This is a genomic window from Sphingosinicella microcystinivorans (assembly GCF_003634215.1).
In the GTDB taxonomy this organism is placed as follows: Bacteria; Pseudomonadota; Alphaproteobacteria; order Sphingomonadales; family Sphingomonadaceae; genus Sphingosinicella; species Sphingosinicella microcystinivorans.
The window spans coordinates 69289-84865 of the sequence record NZ_RBWX01000007.1 but is presented as its reverse complement, the minus strand read 5'-3'; the positions used below and the strand labels follow the sequence as shown (position 1 = coordinate 84865).

Genomic DNA, 15577 nt, shown 5'->3' with positions numbered 1-15577 from the left:
ACCGGAAAATCATCAGGATAACGACTGAACCGCGTTATACGCGGCGTCAGCCTATTGATGCTGGCATCTCATAATTAATATTGAAATTGACTTGCAAAGTCGGGAGGGTTTGATGCGATATTGTGTGATCGCGGGTTTCGCCGCTGTTGTTTCATTCCCCGCATTTGCAGAAGGCCATCTTCCACACGGCCACACGCATAGCCGGGGCGAAATCGACGAGAGCCATTCCCCGCTGCTGCTCCAGGCAACCTATACCGGTGAAGTGATGTCCAACGTCTCCGGCGGCCTCAAGCGCGGGAGCCGCTACCTCGACAATCTCGACATCGTCGCCGAAGCCGACCTCGAGGCGATTGCCGGGTGGAAGGGCGCGAGCGCCCACGTCTACGGCCTCTACAACAACGGCAAGTCGTTCAGCGACCTCGCCGGCGACGCGCAGACGGCGAGCAATATCGAAACCGGCGTGCAGGCCTTCCGCCTCTACGAAGCGTGGATCGAGCAGAAATTCGTCGGCGGGTCGCTGAGGGTCGGCCTCTACGATCTCAACTCGGAGTTCGACGCGCTTGACGCCTCCGGCCTGTTCATCGGCAGCCCGCACGGCATTGGTACAGACTTCGCCCAGACCGGCGAAAACGGCCCTTCGATCTTCCCATCGACCTCGCTTGCCGCGCGCGTTTCCATTGAACCAGCCGAAGGATGGGTCGTGCGCGCCGCCGTGCTCGACGGTGTTCCGGGCGACCCTGATCGGACGAAGCGTACCGCCGTGAAGCTGGGCGACGGTGACGGCGCGCTCCTCGTCGCGGAAATCGAGGCACCTCTGCCACATGGGCGGCTTCTGTTCGGCGGCTGGAGCTACACGGCACGCTTCGACGATCACACGGGCAACAGCGGCCGCGGCAATGACGGTCTCTATGTGCGCGGCGAAACCGCCTTGTTCGAGGAAGCCGGCGATCCCGCGCAGGGGCTCGCCGCCTTCGCCCGTCTCGGCATCGCCGACGGACGCTTCAATACGTTCGGAAAGTTCGCGAGCGCCGGCCTTAATTACACAGGGCCGTTCAAGGGCCGTGACGAGGATCAGTTGGGATTCGCCGTTGCCGCTGCGTTCACGGGGGATGCGTATAAGCGTGCCGTTCCGGCAGATAACGCGGAGGTCGCTTTCGAGCTGACTTATCGTGCGCCTGTCGCGTCGTGGCTGTCACTCCAGCCGAGCGCGCACTACATCATCAATCCCGGCGCCGACCCGACCGTGCGCAATGCGGTCGCCTTCGGCCTGCGGGCAGAAATCTCGTTCAATATTCTGGGCTGAGAACAAGGGCCCGGCCCGTGCATTCAGGATGCACGGGCCGGGATAACCGCAACTAGAACCGGGCGCGAACGCCGACGTACAGCTTGCGTCCGATCACATCGTAGATCGACGCGTTGGTTGCCGAGTTCGAGATGAAGTCGATCGGCGCAACCGGGGGCGTGCGATCGAACAGATTGTCGACGCCCGCATAGATCTCGGTGTTCGAACCGAACAGGTTCTCGAGTTTGTACTTCACCGACATATCGACGTAGACAACCGCGCCGATGTGGTTGTCTTTCTTCGACAAATCTTCGGGGCCGAAGGTGACGTCGTAGACGCCGCCATCGATATAGCGCGCCTGCACGAAGGCACCCCAGCGTTCGGCTTCGTAATTGGCCGAAAGTGTCGCCTTGAAATCCGGCATCCCGCCGGCGTTACGACCGCCGACTTCGCCTGCGACATCCAGCGGCGTACCGCCCGACGGTGCGATCTTCTTGTGAATGAGATAGCTCGCGACGGCACCGAGACCCAGCGTGCCGTTGCCGAGGTCGGTCGCGTAGCGCGCTTCGAAGTCTAGACCACGAAGCTTGTAGGTGCCGAGGTTCAGGTTCTGCTGGCGGACTTCCTCGAGCGTTTGGCCCGGTCCGAAGGTAATGAGCGAGCAAATTTCCGTTTCGCCGGCGTAGCAGCGATTGACGACATCTTGCGGGCTCAGCGAGCCGATCGCATCCTTGAGATTGATATCCCACCAGTCGAGCGAAGCCCGGAAGCTTCCGAGCGTCAGCACGGCGCCAAGTGTCTTCGTGGTCGCGCGTTCCTCGCTAAGATTCACATTGCCCGAAAGCGGAACCCTTACGAGAGATGTGCCGCTCCCAGGAATGAACGGGTTGCTGAGGTTGCCGAACAAGAGCACGGTTTCGACGAAGGTTTCACCGATGCTGGGCGCGCGAATGTCGCGGGAGATCGTGCCGCGGAAGCGCAGAATGTCGATCGGCTCGAACACCAATCCTGCCTTCCACGTGACGACATTGCCGACCGTGGAGTAGTGCGTATAGCGCGCCGCACCGTTGAAATCGAGGCGCTGGGCGCCGTCGATCAGCGGAATGGCAACTTCGGCAAAGCCTTCCGTCACGTCATACTTACCGTCCAGCGGCTGCGCGTTGACGATCAGGAACTCCTCGTTGTCGTTCGGCGCGTTCACCGTGCGATGCAATTTCTGCTTGCGATGTTCCGCGCCGACGGTCGCAAGAATCGGACCCGCCCAGCCCTGGAAGAGTTCACCGTTGATTTGGCCAGCAAACACGGACTGCTCGATGCGCGTCTTCGAAACGCCGGTTTCGGTAATGTAATCGATCGCGGCCTGGCTCGGTGAACCCTTGCCGAACAGGTTAATCGGCACACAGGCCGAATCATTGTTCAGCGGATCGGCATCGGCATTCACGCGGCAAACGATGTTGCCCCCGACATCAACTGCGTCGGCCGCCTTAACGAGGTTGCCAACCAACAGATTGTTATACTGCTTGTTGCTGAAATCGGTTTGGCCGTACTGCCCTGAAAGTTCCCAGCTCCAATTCGATCCAAACTTACCCCTGAGGCCGCCTACCAGGCGAATATTCTCAGTCACCGACGCTGATGTGATCGGATCGAATTCCTCAAAGGTGCGGAACAGAACGACGGGATCGCCGAGCGCAGCCACATCCGCAGGCAGATAGGGATTATCGGGCGTGATCACCACGTCGCCGAAAGAGAAGGCATTTACAAGCGCGCCGCGCGACTTCGAACGCGCGAAGCTCGCCTCGCCGAACACTGTGACGCTTTCCGAAACTTCATAATTGACTGCGCCGAGCACGTTGAAGCGCTCGGTAGGAACCACCAGCGCGGTCTGGTCTGCAAGACGCGAGCCGCTACCGCCGATCATCAGGTTGCCGCCGATGTCGCCGAGGATGCGCGTGCGCGCAATGCCGTCCGGGAAGAACTCGAGGTTGTCGGTGGCAAAACCCAACGGAAGCGTCACGCCGTTCGGGCTACCAATGAACAAGACGGCGTTATCGCGGAACATGTACTCCGGAATGCCGTCGCTCGGGCCGGTGTCATCCGGATTGGAGACGATCGCCGGGCTGCGGCGCTGCCACTTGCGCGCGGAGGCCTTAGGAATACCCTTGTTGTCGTCGTAGTCTGCTGCGAGCAGGAAGTGACCGCGGCCTTCATCGAAGCCACTGCCCCATGCGGCTGACAGACGAAGATTCTCTGCATCGCCGCGATCTGACAGCCCATACTGCGCGTTCAGTTTCAGCTCTTCGAGCTTTTCATCATAGACGAGGTTGATGACGCCCGAGACGGCATCCGAACCATAAGCCGCTGAAGCACCGCCAGTGACGATATCAACGCGCTTGAGCGCAAGTGACGGCACGACGTTGAGGTCGACGTTCTCGAATTCATCGAACGGCGTCGAGCGACGGCCATTGACGAGCACGAGGTTGCGATTGGTGCCGAGGCCGCGAAGGTCGACCACGTTCACGCCGTTCTGACGGCTGTTCAGGTTGGTCGAGGCGGGCGTCAGCGTGCCGGTGAAGGCCGGAATTTCGTTGATGACGTTGGCGACGTTGGTGGTGCCGCGCTGGTCGATAAGCTCGGTCCCGATCGCTTGGACCGGGGTCGGCGCCTCGAAGTTGCCCTTGATGCGCGTACCGGTGACCGTGATGATCTCGGCGGCTTCATCCGCCTGAGCAGCATCGCCGGCGGCCTGCGCAAATGCCGGAGCTGCCACAGCCCACAGCGCCACACCAGCCAAGCTCTTGAATTTGGACCTGAATATCATCTGGATTTCCCCTTTGATCGCTCTCGGTTCCACCGAGTTTTTCAGCGCAAGGGAGTTGATATAGCATTCCTGATTGGAAATAAAGCAGCCTTATTGGAGATTTTTTCAGAAATAAGGCTGCCATATTTCATTCGCAGCTTCCGGAATAACAGCCGCCTCGCCTTCAGGATGGCCTTAACGCAGAAGCATCCGCGAGGCACAGGCGAAAATTCGGCCCTCTACAGGCCGAGGCTGTGGGCGTTCAGCTTCCCGTGGGTAAAGATCGCATGGAGGACCCTGTCCTCGCAGGACGAGATCATCATCAGCGTATGCCTGCGAATTTCGTCGGTCTGATTGTTCTTCACCAGTTCCAGCAGGCTTTTATGCTGCTCCCATGGGAAGGGCAGCGACTTGGTGAGCTTGATGTAAATCCAGTAGATTCGCATCGTCGTTTCCTCGAGCTGCCGGATCCAGCTGATCAGGAGCTGAAACCGCGTCTGCTGCGCGATGTAAATGTTGAACTCCCGGTTCGCTCTCAGAATCCGCAGCGCGTCTTCATCGGTCTCGATCGGGCCCTCGTGGAAGATCGCATCGTTGCGGCGCTTGAACTCGGCCTCCTCGATCTGGGGCGAGATCATCGAGAGAATGCTCGGCTCCATCATCTTGCGGATCGTGAAGTTCTCCTTCACGTCGCGGAGGGTAAGCGGGGCGATCCGTGTGATCCGGGGTGAGTTCGAGACCATGAACTGCTGAGCGGTCATCTGCTCCATGGCGTTGCGCGCCGCCGTGCGGCTGATGCCGAACATGCGCGTCAGGATGTTTTCTGAAACCTTCTGGCCGGGCGCCAGGCGCTGCGTGACGATCGCATCCATGATCCGGTCGAAAACATCGAGGGAGTCGGTCTCCGTCTGTTGATCTGCCATCTTCGTCCTGCATCGGGTTTCCGCTGTTGCCCAAGTGGTACAGCCCGGAGATGTCAAGTCAAAGGGGCACCGGGGCGACGCCGGCGGCCGGCCTGGGCCGGCGCCAGGCCGGTTCATCTATTGCGTCAACGCCGCGACACGCCTATCGCGTGACGAAAGCGGGCGACAGCGCCTTGCCGCCGCCGACATGTGTCGCGGAATGCACAAGCAAGAGAACATGATTTTCAAGAACATTCCCGCGCTTCTATCCGAAGCGCTCGTAACGCGCGGCTACTCTGCGCCCACCCCCGTACAGGCTGCCGTGCTTGAAACCGAGGCGGAGGGGCGGGATCTGATCGTTTCCGCCCAGACAGGTTCCGGCAAGACCGTAGCCTTCGGCCTCGCCATCGCCGCGGATTTGCTGGATGAAAAGAGCATGGCGCTGCCCGCCGAGGCCCCGCTTGCGCTGGTCATCGCGCCGACGCGCGAGCTCGCGCTTCAGGTGAGCCGCGAGCTGTCGTGGCTGTACGAAAGCACCGGCGTGCGCGTCACGACGTGCGTGGGCGGCATGAACCCTTCGCTCGAGCGGCGTGCGCTTGCGCGCGGCGCGCAGATCGTCGTGGGCACGCCGGGTCGCCTGCGCGACCATCTGGAGCGCGGCGCACTCGAGCTTCGCGCGCTTGCCGCCGTTATCCTGGATGAAGCGGACGAGATGCTCGACATGGGCTTCCGCGAAGACCTGGAAGAGCTGCTCGACGCAACGCCGCAGGAACGCCGCACGTTGCTGTTTTCGGCAACCATGCCAAAGCCGATCGTCGCACTGGCGCGCCGCTATCAACGCGACGCGCTGCGCATCTCCACGGTGGAGGAGAACCGCGGGCATGGTGACATCAGCTATCAGGCCGTCGCCATCGCGCCGTCAGACATCGAACACGCCGTCGTCAATCTGCTGCGCTTTCACGAGGCGGAAACCGCCATATTGTTCTGCGCGACACGCGATAATGTGCGGCATCTGCACGCAAGCCTGATCGAGCGGGGCTTTGCGGCCGTGGCGCTCTCCGGCGAACACAGCCAGAACGAGCGGAATCAAGCGCTTCAGGCGCTGCGCGACCGGCGCGCGCGCGTTTGCGTCGCAACCGACGTCGCCGCGCGCGGTATCGACCTGCCGGGCCTCTCGCTCGTCATCCATGTCGAGATACCGCGCGATGCGGAAGCGTTGCAGCATCGATCGGGTCGCACGGGCCGCGCCGGCAAGAAAGGCACCGCGATCCTGGTGGTGCCTTATCCGCGGCGCCGTCGCGTGGAGTCCATGCTGCGCGGGGCGCGGATCGCGGCCGAGTGGATCGCGCCGCCTTCGGCCGATGAAATTCGCAGCGCCGACAGCGAAAGGCTGCTCGCCCGGCTGCTGACGCCGACCGAAATCGCTGAGGAAGACCGCGCTCTTGCCAACCGGCTTCTGGCGGAACGCAGTCCCGAGGAGATCGCCGCCGCGCTGGTGCATGTTCACCGCGCGGCTCTGCCCGAGCCGGAGGAATTGCTGGCCGAGAACGGCGCGCCCGGCCCGCGCGCGCCACGCGACGGCTTCGAAGGCAGCGCGTGGTTCCGCCTGAACCTTGGCCGCAGACAGAACGCCGATCCGCGCTGGATTCTGCCCCTGCTCTGTCGCCGGGGCCATGTCAGCCGCAGCGATATCGGCGCGATCCGCATCACCGCGAACGAGACCCTGTTTGAAGTTCAACAGGCCGCCGCCGCGCGGTTCCTCAGCATGGTCCGTTCCCCGGCGAGCGAGAGCGATGACGATGTGGAAATCGTGCCAATTGAGGGACAGCCGCGCGAAGCGGCGCGGCATAACCGCCGCAATGCCAACAACGACGGGCCGGGGCCATCGCGTCCGCATCGCCCGAAACCTTCGCACGGCGCCGGGGCACGGGGCGCGGATGCACGCGGCGGCGACGCACGCGGTCCGCGGCATCCAGGCCGCAAGCCGGGCGGTTACAAGAAGCCGGCTCGCCCCCGGTGATGCGAATCCTCGTCGATGCCGATGCATGCCCGGTGAAGGACGAGATATACAAGGTCGCCTTCCGTCATGCGGTGCCGGTGACGATCGTGAGCAACAGCCCGATCCGCACCCCCGCGCATGACCTTATCAGCCGCGTCGTCGTCAGCGACGGCTTCGATGCGGCCGACGACTGGATCGCCGAACGCGCGGACGGCGCCGCGGTGTGCGTCACGGCCGATATCCTGCTCGCCGATCGCTGCCTAAAGGCCGGGGCGACGGTCATCGCACCGAACGGCAAGCTCTTCACCGCCAATTCCATCGGAAGTGCGGTTGCCACTCGGGCGATCATGGCAGACCTGCGCGCCAACGGCGACGCGATCGGCGGGCCGCCTCCGTTCACCAAGGCAGACCGGTCGCGCTTTCTCTCGGCTCTCGACGATGCGCTCGTCCGCCTGCGGCGCCAGGCCTGAAGGCGGCGCCGGCGTTGGACGCCCCCGCCGTCTTCCATTTTTTCAGGCCTTTTCAAAGCAAGACGTTCGGGCCACTATCTTCCATATTGTCGGGAGAGACCCATGCGTTCGTTGCTGGTCGCGTTGCCGTTTCTGGTTTTGGCCGAACCGGTATTGGCTGAAGGCGCACAGGGCGACCTCGCGGTCACCATCTACAACAACAACATCGCACTCGTGCAGGATGCGCGCATGCTGACCGTCCCCGCGGGCCGCAGCCGTCAGGAGTTTCCGGATGTTTCGGCGCAGATCCGCCCCGAAACCACCAGCCTTTCCGGGGCAGGCATCGCGATCGTCGAGCAGAATTTCGATTACGACCTGCTCTCGCCGGACAAACTCATGGAAAAGGCGGTCGGCAAGACGATCACGATCGTCCGCACCAATCCCGCCACCGGCGCCGAAACCCGCGAGCAGGCCCGCGTTCTCGCGGCAAACGGCGGGATCGTGCTTCAGATCGGTACGCGGATCGAGGTGTTGCGGGACGACGGGCTTCCCGTCCGCGTCGTCTTCGACAAGGTGCCGGAAAACCTCCGCGCGCGCCCGACGCTTTCGGTGACGATCGAAGCCGCGCGGGCCGGATCGGTGCCGACGCGGCTTTCCTACCTTACGCCCGGCCTTGGGTGGACCAGCGACTATGTGATGCTGTTCGACGAGAAGACGGGCGCCACAGACATGCAGGGCTGGGTGACGCTCACGAACAACACCGGCACGACCTACACGAATGCGCGAACGCTGCTCGTCGCCGGCAATGTCGGCGGCGGCCAAAACCGTTTCCAGGCGCTGGGCGGGCGGCTCGACGAAGCGGGCACGGAAAGCGGCACGCGGGAGCGGCTGGGCGACTATTATCTCTATCCGCTCGCCGAGCGCACGACGATCGCCAACGCGCAGCAGAAGCAGGTGAGCTTCCTGGATGTGAAAGGCGCACCCGCGCGCAAGACCTACGAGTTCGTGAACGGCTGGCTCGGCAGCAACGACACGCCGAGAAGCGCCGTCAGCGTCATCAAGTTCTCCACCTCCAGGCAGGGCGGTCTCGGCGATCAACTGCCCGCCGGCACGATCCGCGTCTACATGCGCGACGCGCGCGGTGACCCGCAGTTCATCGGCGAAAGTCGGATCGATCATACGCCGATGGGCTCCTCGCTTGCCGTGCCCACCGGCGACGCCTTCGACGTGAAGGTGAAAACCGTGGTGGAGGAGCGCAAGCGCCTCTCCGAACGGCGGTGGCAGACGACGATGCGCTACACGCTGACCAACGCCCGCCCGGAGCCGGTGACGGTGGATGTGCTGCAGGGCGGCCTGTGGGGTGACGTGCGTGTTCCCGCGCAGAGCATTGCCGGCAACCGGGTTTCTGCAGACCGCATGGAATGGAAGGTCCCCGTCCCCGCCAACGGCACCACCGAGCTGACCGCAACATTCGACACGCGGTACTAGCGCCAGTGCGCGTGATCGCGCCCCTCCTGCTGCTTCTCGGCTGGGCCGCGCCCGCTCCGGCCGCAACCGTCGTATCTCGTGAGGTTTCCGATGTCGCGGTGACGATCTACCGGGCGCCGGGCCGCAGCAGCGGCGCTCTGGATCGGGCGTGGCCGGCCGGTTACGCGCTCATCAGCGAAACCCGGACGATCACCATTCCGGCCGGCGACAGCATTGTGCGCTTCGAAGGCGTGGCGGAGGGCCTTTTGCCCGAAACCGCGATCGTTACCGGCCTTCCGGAAGATGTCCGCGAGAAGAACCGCGACGCGCGGCTTGTTTCGCCCGCCGGGCTTGTAGACGCCTTCCTGAAGCGGCGCGTCACGCTGCAGCGCACCAACCGCCAGACGGGCAAGGTCACCAAGCAGGATGCGATCATCCAGGCGGGACCGAACGGCGGCGTGATTGTCCAGACCGCCGAAGGCTATGAGGCCCTCGCCTGCTCCGGCCTGCCCGAACGGATGCTTTATCCCGAAATTCCGGCCGACCTTTCGCCGCGCCCAACGCTCTCCGTGTTGACGCGCAGCGACCGGCGGGTGACCGCAACGGTTCAGCTTACTTACATGGCACAGGGGTTCGACTGGTCGGCGAGCTATGTTGCCAGGGCGGACACGGATAGCGGCAAGATCGCCCTGTTCGCCTGGCTCACGCTTGCCAATGGTGGGGCGCAGACGTTCCCGGATGCGCGGCTTCAGGTTGTGGCCCGACAGCCGAAGAGGGAACGCAGCGCGCGGCCCCCGAAGCCATCGAACCCTGCCCTGCATTTGAAATGCTGGCCGATGGACATAACCAGCACGCACCCCCGGCACGTTTTCAGCCGTCTTCCCTGGCCCGCGGAAGAAGAGCGGTCCTACGAAGCCCTCGCAGACATCGTGGTAACCGCGCAGCGGCGGGGTCGACCCGCCATCCCGATGCCTCCGCCACCGCCCGCACCCGCACCGGTCGCGATGGTGGCAGAGCAGGAAGACCTCGGCGATCTGAAACTCTACCGCGTGCCGGAACGCGTGACCGTGTCGGCGCAAGGGCAGAAGCAGGTCGCGATGATCGAAAAACCTTCCGCCGTGTTCGAGCGGATATACGCCGCGAACGTGTCTTCGGGATCGCCGGACTATCGGCCGATGCCCTTCCTGCTGCGCGGCAGGAACAGCGTGGAAAAGGGGCTGGGCGTGCCCTTGCCCGCGGGCGCCGTGACCATTTTCGAGACGATCGAAGGCAACGATCTTCTGGTGGGCAGCGCCGACCTTGCCGATCTTGCCGTGAACGAACGCGTCGAATTCCCGATCGGACAGAGCCCGGATGTGCAATGGCGCCTGACGAAGGTGAAGGAGAGCCGGAAGCGGCAGGATTGGCGTGTCGAGCTCACAAACGCCCGGCCCGTTCCGGTCCGTGCCGAGATCATCGTGCCCTTCGATCTTGCAGAGCGCCTGCCGGGAACCGAGCGTGGTCAGGGCGGCTGGGTGCTGCCGGTTACCGTGCCGGAGAACGGCTCGGCTTCGCTCTCTTATACCGTGAAGCTGGAGCGGCGCTGAAAGGTACGCCGTCCGGTTCGATCAGCCTGCGTCGCCGTTGGCGGATCGCGCCATGTTTGCGACGAGCACCTGCTGAACATTTTTTACATGATCGGCGATCGATTGAACCGCTTCGTCCACGGCCCCAACGGCGATGAGATCCACGATGCGGCGGTGCTGGCTGATGGCCTCCGACATGCGCGTGCGCGACGAAGGCAGCCGGTGCCGCAGCGCGCGCATCTTGAGCGCGAGACGCGAATAGCTCTCCAGCAGGTAGCGGTTGCCCGATAGCCGCAGCAGCGTTTCGTGGAAATTCGTATCGAGCGCTTCCACCGTTTCAAGATCGCTCTTTTCCACGGCAATCGCGGCCTGGGCGACAATCCTGCCCAGCGCCACGATCAGCTTGTCGGGATCGGACTGCATACCGAGCCGCAGAGCATCGGCTTCGAAAAGGCCGCGCGCAACGCAGATTTCCGCGATCTCTTCCGCATCGGGATTGAAGGGAGGGGCGCCCTCCGGAAACTCGACCATATTCTGGCGGAGGAAGAGGATTTCTCTTCTATATCAATTACTTACCACTACTTGGTGCGGTCGAGAAGACTCGAACTTCCACGGCCTTTCGGCCACAGCGACCTCAACGCTGCGCGTCTACCAGTTCCGCCACGACCGCACGTGAAAAGCAGGGCGCATTCGCGCTCTGCCGACTGGCAAGGCGTGGGCCTCTAGCAGGGAAAATCGCTGACCGCAACAGCGGATCAGCGGCTGCCCCATGAAAAAGGGCGACCCTCTCGGATCGCCCCTTCTTAACTGAAAAAAGATGCCGCAATCAGGCCGCTACAGCGTCTTGCTGTGCCTTCACGCCGGCGAGCTTCTTCATGAGCACTTCTTCGATCTTGGTTTGCGCCGCAGCCTCGTCGACGCCCTCCATGGCGGCGAGTTCGCGGGCAAGACGACCGATCGCCGCTTCGTAGATCTGGCGTTCGGAATAGCTCTGCTCGGGCTGGTCTTCAGCGCGGTGCAAATCACGAACCACCTCGGCGATCGAAACGAGGTCACCCGAGTTGATCTTCGCTTCGTACTCCTGCGCTCGGCGCGACCACATGGTGCGCTTCACCTTGGGCTTGCCCTTCAGCGTCGTCATCGCGTCAGCGAGCGTCGCCTGACTCGAAAGCTTGCGCATACCCACGGCTTCGGCCTTGTTCATGGGAACGCGGAGCGTCATGCGCTCCTTCTCGAAGCGCAGCACATAGAGCTCCAGTTTCGCGCCCGCGATTTCGGTCGCCTGGAGTTCAACAATACGGCCGACGCCATGCTTCGGATACACGACATGGTCGCCAACGCTGAAGCCAGGTGCCTTTGCTGCCATAGATTTGGTTCCTTCGTCAGATGTTCAAAGAGCGCGGACGTGGCCCCGACCTAAATCGGACACGCGAAAAATTCAGATTGTCCTGCCGCGACCCTGCGTTCAGGCGGGCGGCCGGCAGGTGCGACCGCGCGCGGTGGATTATACAAAGCAAGAGCGCGGTTCAGGGGGCTAGAAAGCCCGCAAAACTGCGCTCAACGACGCTTATATAACAGAAAAGTGACGTCGGCGCTACGTCGAATCTGCGTCAATCGGGCGCAGGCCGGGCGAAATCAGCCCGGATTTGAAGAAAAATACTTCTCGAACTTGCCGGCTTCGCCCTTGTGGGCGTCCGCGTCGTCGGGCGCGTCACCCTTGGCAGTGATGTTCGGCCACTGCGCCGAATAGGTCGCATTCAGCTCCAGCCACTGATCGAGACCGTCTTCGGTATCGGGCAGAATCGCCTCCGCGGGGCACTCCGGCTCGCACACGCCGCAATCGATGCACTCGCTGGGATTGATGACGAGCATGTTCTCGCCCTCGTAGAAGCAATCCACAGGGCAGACTTCCACGCAGTCCATATACTTGCACTTGATGCAGGCTTCGGTCACCACATAAGTCATCGCGTGTCACCTTCAAAAACGAACGGCGTGTTTCCCGCGTCTGCTACACAGCGACAGTGGCCGGCGTCAATCCACCTGATTCCGGCGAGAGATCGGTGTAGAGTTGGCGCGCCTCCGAATAGGGGCCGCGCCGTTCCGCAAGCGCTTCCACCCGCACGATGTGCACCTCTCCCCCGCGCGTGTAACTGAGCACGGCGCCGGGCCGCACCCGCGCCGAGGCGCGGTCTATGACGCGGCCGTCCATGCGGAGGCGACGGCTTTCGCACAGGTTCTGCGCCTCACTGCGGGACTGGGTGCAGCGCGCGTACCAGAGCCATTTATCGAGACGAAGCGCGGGTCCGAATACCAAGGGCATCATCCTTTCTTCATGGAGGCGAGAACAGCGAAGGGCGAATGGCTTTGCGGCGCGGCGCGGGGCGCAGGGCGCTTCGCCGGCACTCCTCGCCACGCGAAGGTCGTACGGCCTTCCTGCTGCAGGCTACGGTAGCCGAGCGCGCGCATCAGCTGGCTGAAGCTCTTCTGCGAAATGCCGAGACTTTGTATCCAGAGCGCATCGGGCACGAAGGGCGCGGAGCCACGGCGCTGCTTGTGCATCGCCTTCACCAGCCGCTCGACCATATCGACGCGGACGGCGTCGGTGACGATCGGCCAGAAGCCGGCGACCTCGTAGAAAGCGCGGGGCGCGTTCTCGTCGATGGCCACGGAGACACGGCCCGGGGCCGGCGGCGGCGGAGCGGATTCGAGGCCTTGGGCAACAGCCCAGAGCGCAAGGCGCCAGCGCGTCGGCTCGGGGCGGAGGAGATCGGGGAAGTAGACGTGGGTGGCACCGACCCGGACACCACTTCTGTAGAGGAGAGCGTTGTCGACCTCGCCAAGGTCGGAGAGGAGCGGAAGCGTGGGGGCGCGAGCGAGACAACCGAGACCCTGCGTCAGCTGGACGACGAGGCCGCGGAGCGCCGGGGAGGCGTCTCGGTCGACGCGGGCCTTGAGCTTCAGGAGCGGGCCGAGGTGGCGCTCGACACGCCCGGCGAACCATGTTTCAAGCCGGGCGCGCACAGCGCCGCGCGAAGCGGGATCGAGATCCGCGAGACTACGATCGAGCCGTACACGCGGGCTAAGCGGATCGGGGCCGCGCGAGAGATAGCCGACGCGCGCGCCGTTCCAGAGAATGCGCGGGGGCAGCGACCCGTTGAATTCGAGCGCGAGCGCCCCATCCTCGCAGGACGCGAGCAGCCCCGCGCGGCGCACCAGCTCGCCTGCAAGGCGGCGTTCCGCAGCAGCAAGCAACCGGCGCTTTTCACCCGCCCGCGCAGCCGGATCGGTTTCAAAACGGAAACCGGTCAACCGTCCGATCGCCTCGCCGCCGACGACGACGGCGCCGTCCTCGTCGATCTCGGTGGGCAGCAGATGGCCGCGCGCCGAAAGCTCGCGCATCAGCACCGAGGTGCGGCGATCGACGAAGCGCTGCGTCAGCCGCTGGTGGAGCGCATCCGAAAGCCGATCCTCGATCTCGCGCGAACGCTGCGTCCAGGCCTGCGGATCGACGAGCCAGTCCGGTCGGTGCGCCGCGAACGTCCACGTGCGCGCCGCCGCGATGCGGTTCGCCAGCATCTCGATATCGCCCTGCACATCATCGAGCCGCGCCAGCTCGGCCGCGACCCAATCCGTAGGAATCCGCCCCGTGCCCTCGGTGAGATATCCAAAGATGCGCGCGATGAAGCGGGCGTGCGTATCCGGCCCGGTCTTGCGGTAATCCGGGAGGCCGCACACCGCCCACAGCCGCTGCAGCCGCGCCGGGCTGTTCGCACGCTCGATTATCCAGTCTTCGCGAGCAAGGCGCTTCAGCACCTGGAAATCGACCTCGTCGTCGGACCGCGTGAGCCGTGCGTGCTCCGGCCGCACGCCGAGCGAGGCGATGAGCCGCCCGAGCGAGCCGAAATCGAGCCGCGCGTTGCGCCACACCAGCCGGTCGAGCGCCGGGAACGTGTGCGCCTCAATCGCCTCCACCTCGCTCGCCTCGAACGCCGGCCCGTCGTCATCGGCCACCGCAAGCGGCCCGAAGCTGCCGTCGGTCTGATAGCGCCCGGCTCGGCCGGCGATCTGCGCCATTTCGGCGGGCCGCAGCCGCCGCACGCGCTTGCCGTCGAACTTGGTGAGCGCGGCAAAGGCGACGTGCGCGATATCCATGTTGAGGCCCATGCCGATGGCGTCGGTGGCCACCAGATAATCGACCTCTCCGGACTGATAGAGCTCCACCTGCGCATTGCGCGTGCGCGGCGACAGCCCGCCCATCACCACCGCCGCGCCGCCCTTCTGGCGGCGGATCATCTCGGCGAGGCCATAGACATCCTCCGCGCTGAACGCGACGACCGCGCTGCGCTTGGGCAGGCGCGAGAGCTTTTTCGGCCCTACGTGGCTCAGCGTCGAGAACCGCGGCCGGCCGACGATTTCAGCGTCGGGCAGCAGGGCGCGCACGATAGGCCGGATCGTGTCCGACCCCAGGATCATCGTTTCGTCGCGGCCGCGCACATGGAGCAGGCGATCGGTGAACACGTGTCCGCGCTCTGGGTCCGCGCCGAGCTGCGCCTCGTCGAGCGCCACGAAGGCGACATCCTTGCCCACCGGCATCGATTCCGCCGTGCACAGGAAATAGCGCGCGCCATCGGGAACGATCTTTTCCTCGCCGGTGACGAGCGCGACCTGCGCTGCACCCTTGATCTGCACCACCCGGTCGTAAACCTCGCGCGCGAGCAAGCGCAGCGGAAAGCCGATCATGCCGCTGGAATGGGCGCACATACGGGTGACGGCGAGGTGGGTCTTGCCCGTGTTGGTGGGCCCGAGAACGGCAGTGACGGAGCGGTCAGTGCCGCTCATGGGCGCGCTTCCTGACCGGGATCTTCAGGCGAAGGTTTCGGTGCATTGCACTCACGAAACAGCACATCTCCCTAAAACACAACATATGGTGTCACTGATCCCTGCGACACGCAAGCGACGAAACGATGAAACGAATCGTTTCGTGTGCGTCCAACGGCTCGCCGCTCGAATCCTGTCGTTTCATCGCAGCCACGCCGCTTAACCCCCCGTGTTAAATTGACATTAAGCACCCTGAACGACACTTTGCGGCTCGCGGGGAACGGTCGATTTTCGGCCA

The 15577-nt window shown here is 63.8% G+C and carries 12 protein-coding genes and 1 tRNA gene; 5 read left to right on the top strand and 8 right to left on the bottom strand.

Annotation, left to right across the window (positions count from 1 at the left end; genetic code table 11):
- The first annotated feature begins 124 nt into the window (after positions 1-124).
- Positions 125-1303: a carbohydrate porin gene (locus tag DFR51_RS00640; protein WP_243445564.1), complete on the top strand. Its 1179-nt coding sequence runs from the start codon at positions 125-127 to the stop codon at positions 1301-1303.
- Positions 1304-1355: 52 nt separating this feature from the next.
- On the opposite strand, the gene DFR51_RS00635 is transcribed toward DFR51_RS00640, so the two are convergent.
- Positions 1356-4100, bottom strand: coding sequence for a TonB-dependent receptor domain-containing protein (locus DFR51_RS00635; RefSeq protein ID WP_121047128.1), 2745 nt, complete (start codon positions 4098-4100; stop codon positions 1356-1358).
- Positions 4101-4318: 218 nt separating this feature from the next.
- On the bottom strand, positions 4319-5002 hold the full coding sequence (locus DFR51_RS00630) for a GntR family transcriptional regulator (RefSeq protein ID WP_121047127.1): 684 nt from the start codon (positions 5000-5002) through the stop codon (positions 4319-4321).
- A 217-nt stretch (positions 5003-5219) separates the two neighbouring features.
- On the opposite strand from DFR51_RS00630, the gene DFR51_RS00625 reads away from it, so the two are divergent.
- The 4 genes from DFR51_RS00625 to DFR51_RS00610 all read left to right on the top strand — a co-directional run bounded on the left by DFR51_RS00625 (position 5220) and on the right by DFR51_RS00610 (position 10482).
- Positions 5220-7001, top strand: a complete 1782-nt coding sequence (locus DFR51_RS00625) for a DEAD/DEAH box helicase (protein WP_121049529.1) — start codon at positions 5220-5222, stop codon at positions 6999-7001.
- Positions 7001-7450 carry a YaiI/YqxD family protein gene (locus DFR51_RS00620; protein ID WP_121047126.1) on the top strand — a complete coding sequence of 150 codons (450 nt, stop codon included), beginning with the start codon at positions 7001-7003 and terminating at the stop codon, positions 7448-7450. The genes DFR51_RS00625 and DFR51_RS00620 overlap by 1 nt, the downstream gene beginning before the upstream one ends.
- Positions 7451-7552: 102 nt before the next feature.
- The gene (locus DFR51_RS00615; RefSeq protein ID WP_121047125.1) at positions 7553-8917 is read left to right on the top strand and encodes a DUF4139 domain-containing protein; all 1365 of its coding nucleotides are present in this window, start codon (positions 7553-7555) and stop codon (positions 8915-8917) included.
- Positions 8918-8928: 11 nt separating this feature from the next.
- A complete protein-coding gene (locus DFR51_RS00610; RefSeq protein WP_243445563.1) occupies positions 8929-10482 on the top strand; it encodes a DUF4139 domain-containing protein in 1554 nt (517 codons plus the stop codon).
- Positions 10483-10503: 21 nt separating this feature from the next.
- On the opposite strand, the gene DFR51_RS00605 is transcribed toward DFR51_RS00610, so the two are convergent.
- From DFR51_RS00605 to DFR51_RS00580, 6 genes are all read right to left on the bottom strand, one after another.
- Positions 10504-10992 carry a GntR family transcriptional regulator gene (locus DFR51_RS00605; protein ID WP_121047124.1) on the bottom strand — a complete coding sequence of 163 codons (489 nt, stop codon included), beginning with the start codon at positions 10990-10992 and terminating at the stop codon, positions 10504-10506.
- A 52-nt stretch (positions 10993-11044) separates the two neighbouring features.
- A tRNA-Leu gene (locus DFR51_RS00600) sits at positions 11045-11131 on the bottom strand.
- Between the two features lie 156 nt (positions 11132-11287).
- Positions 11288-11827: a CarD family transcriptional regulator gene (locus DFR51_RS00595; protein WP_121047123.1), complete on the bottom strand. Its 540-nt coding sequence runs from the start codon at positions 11825-11827 to the stop codon at positions 11288-11290.
- Positions 11828-12096: 269 nt separating this feature from the next.
- Positions 12097-12426: a ferredoxin FdxA gene (gene fdxA, locus DFR51_RS00590; protein WP_121047122.1), complete on the bottom strand. Its 330-nt coding sequence runs from the start codon at positions 12424-12426 to the stop codon at positions 12097-12099.
- A gap of 43 nt (positions 12427-12469) precedes the next feature.
- On the bottom strand, positions 12470-12781 hold the full coding sequence (locus tag DFR51_RS00585) for an RNA-binding S4 domain-containing protein (RefSeq protein ID WP_121049523.1): 312 nt from the start codon (positions 12779-12781) through the stop codon (positions 12470-12472).
- Positions 12781-15300, bottom strand: coding sequence for a helicase-related protein (locus tag DFR51_RS00580; protein ID WP_121047121.1), 2520 nt, complete (start codon positions 15298-15300; stop codon positions 12781-12783). Before DFR51_RS00580 ends, DFR51_RS00585 begins: the two co-directional genes overlap by 1 nt.
- Between the last annotated feature and the right edge of the window lie 277 nt (positions 15301-15577).

What these genes read in the sequence shown, in the direction of transcription:
- DFR51_RS00635 (WP_121047128.1), bottom strand. Translation starts at nt 4,100, where the DNA reads ATGATATTCAGGTCCAAATTCAAGAGCTTGGCTGGTGTGGCGCTGTGG.
- DFR51_RS00630 (WP_121047127.1), bottom strand. Translation starts at nt 5,002, where the DNA reads ATGGCAGATCAACAGACGGAGACCGACTCCCTCGATGTTTTCGACCGG.
- DFR51_RS00625 (WP_121049529.1), top strand. Translation starts at nt 5,220, where the DNA reads ATGATTTTCAAGAACATTCCCGCGCTTCTATCCGAAGCGCTCGTAACG.
- DFR51_RS00620 (WP_121047126.1), top strand. Translation starts at nt 7,001, where the DNA reads ATGCGAATCCTCGTCGATGCCGATGCATGCCCGGTGAAGGACGAGATA.
- DFR51_RS00615 (WP_121047125.1), top strand. Translation starts at nt 7,553, where the DNA reads ATGCGTTCGTTGCTGGTCGCGTTGCCGTTTCTGGTTTTGGCCGAACCG.
- DFR51_RS00605 (WP_121047124.1), bottom strand. Translation starts at nt 10,992, where the DNA reads ATGGTCGAGTTTCCGGAGGGCGCCCCTCCCTTCAATCCCGATGCGGAA.
- DFR51_RS00595 (WP_121047123.1), bottom strand. Translation starts at nt 11,827, where the DNA reads ATGGCAGCAAAGGCACCTGGCTTCAGCGTTGGCGACCATGTCGTGTAT.
- fdxA (WP_121047122.1), bottom strand. Translation starts at nt 12,426, where the DNA reads ATGACTTATGTGGTGACCGAAGCCTGCATCAAGTGCAAGTATATGGAC.
- DFR51_RS00585 (WP_121049523.1), bottom strand. Translation starts at nt 12,781, where the DNA reads ATGCCCTTGGTATTCGGACCCGCGCTTCGTCTCGATAAATGGCTCTGG.
- DFR51_RS00580 (WP_121047121.1), bottom strand. Translation starts at nt 15,300, where the DNA reads ATGAGCGGCACTGACCGCTCCGTCACTGCCGTTCTCGGGCCCACCAAC.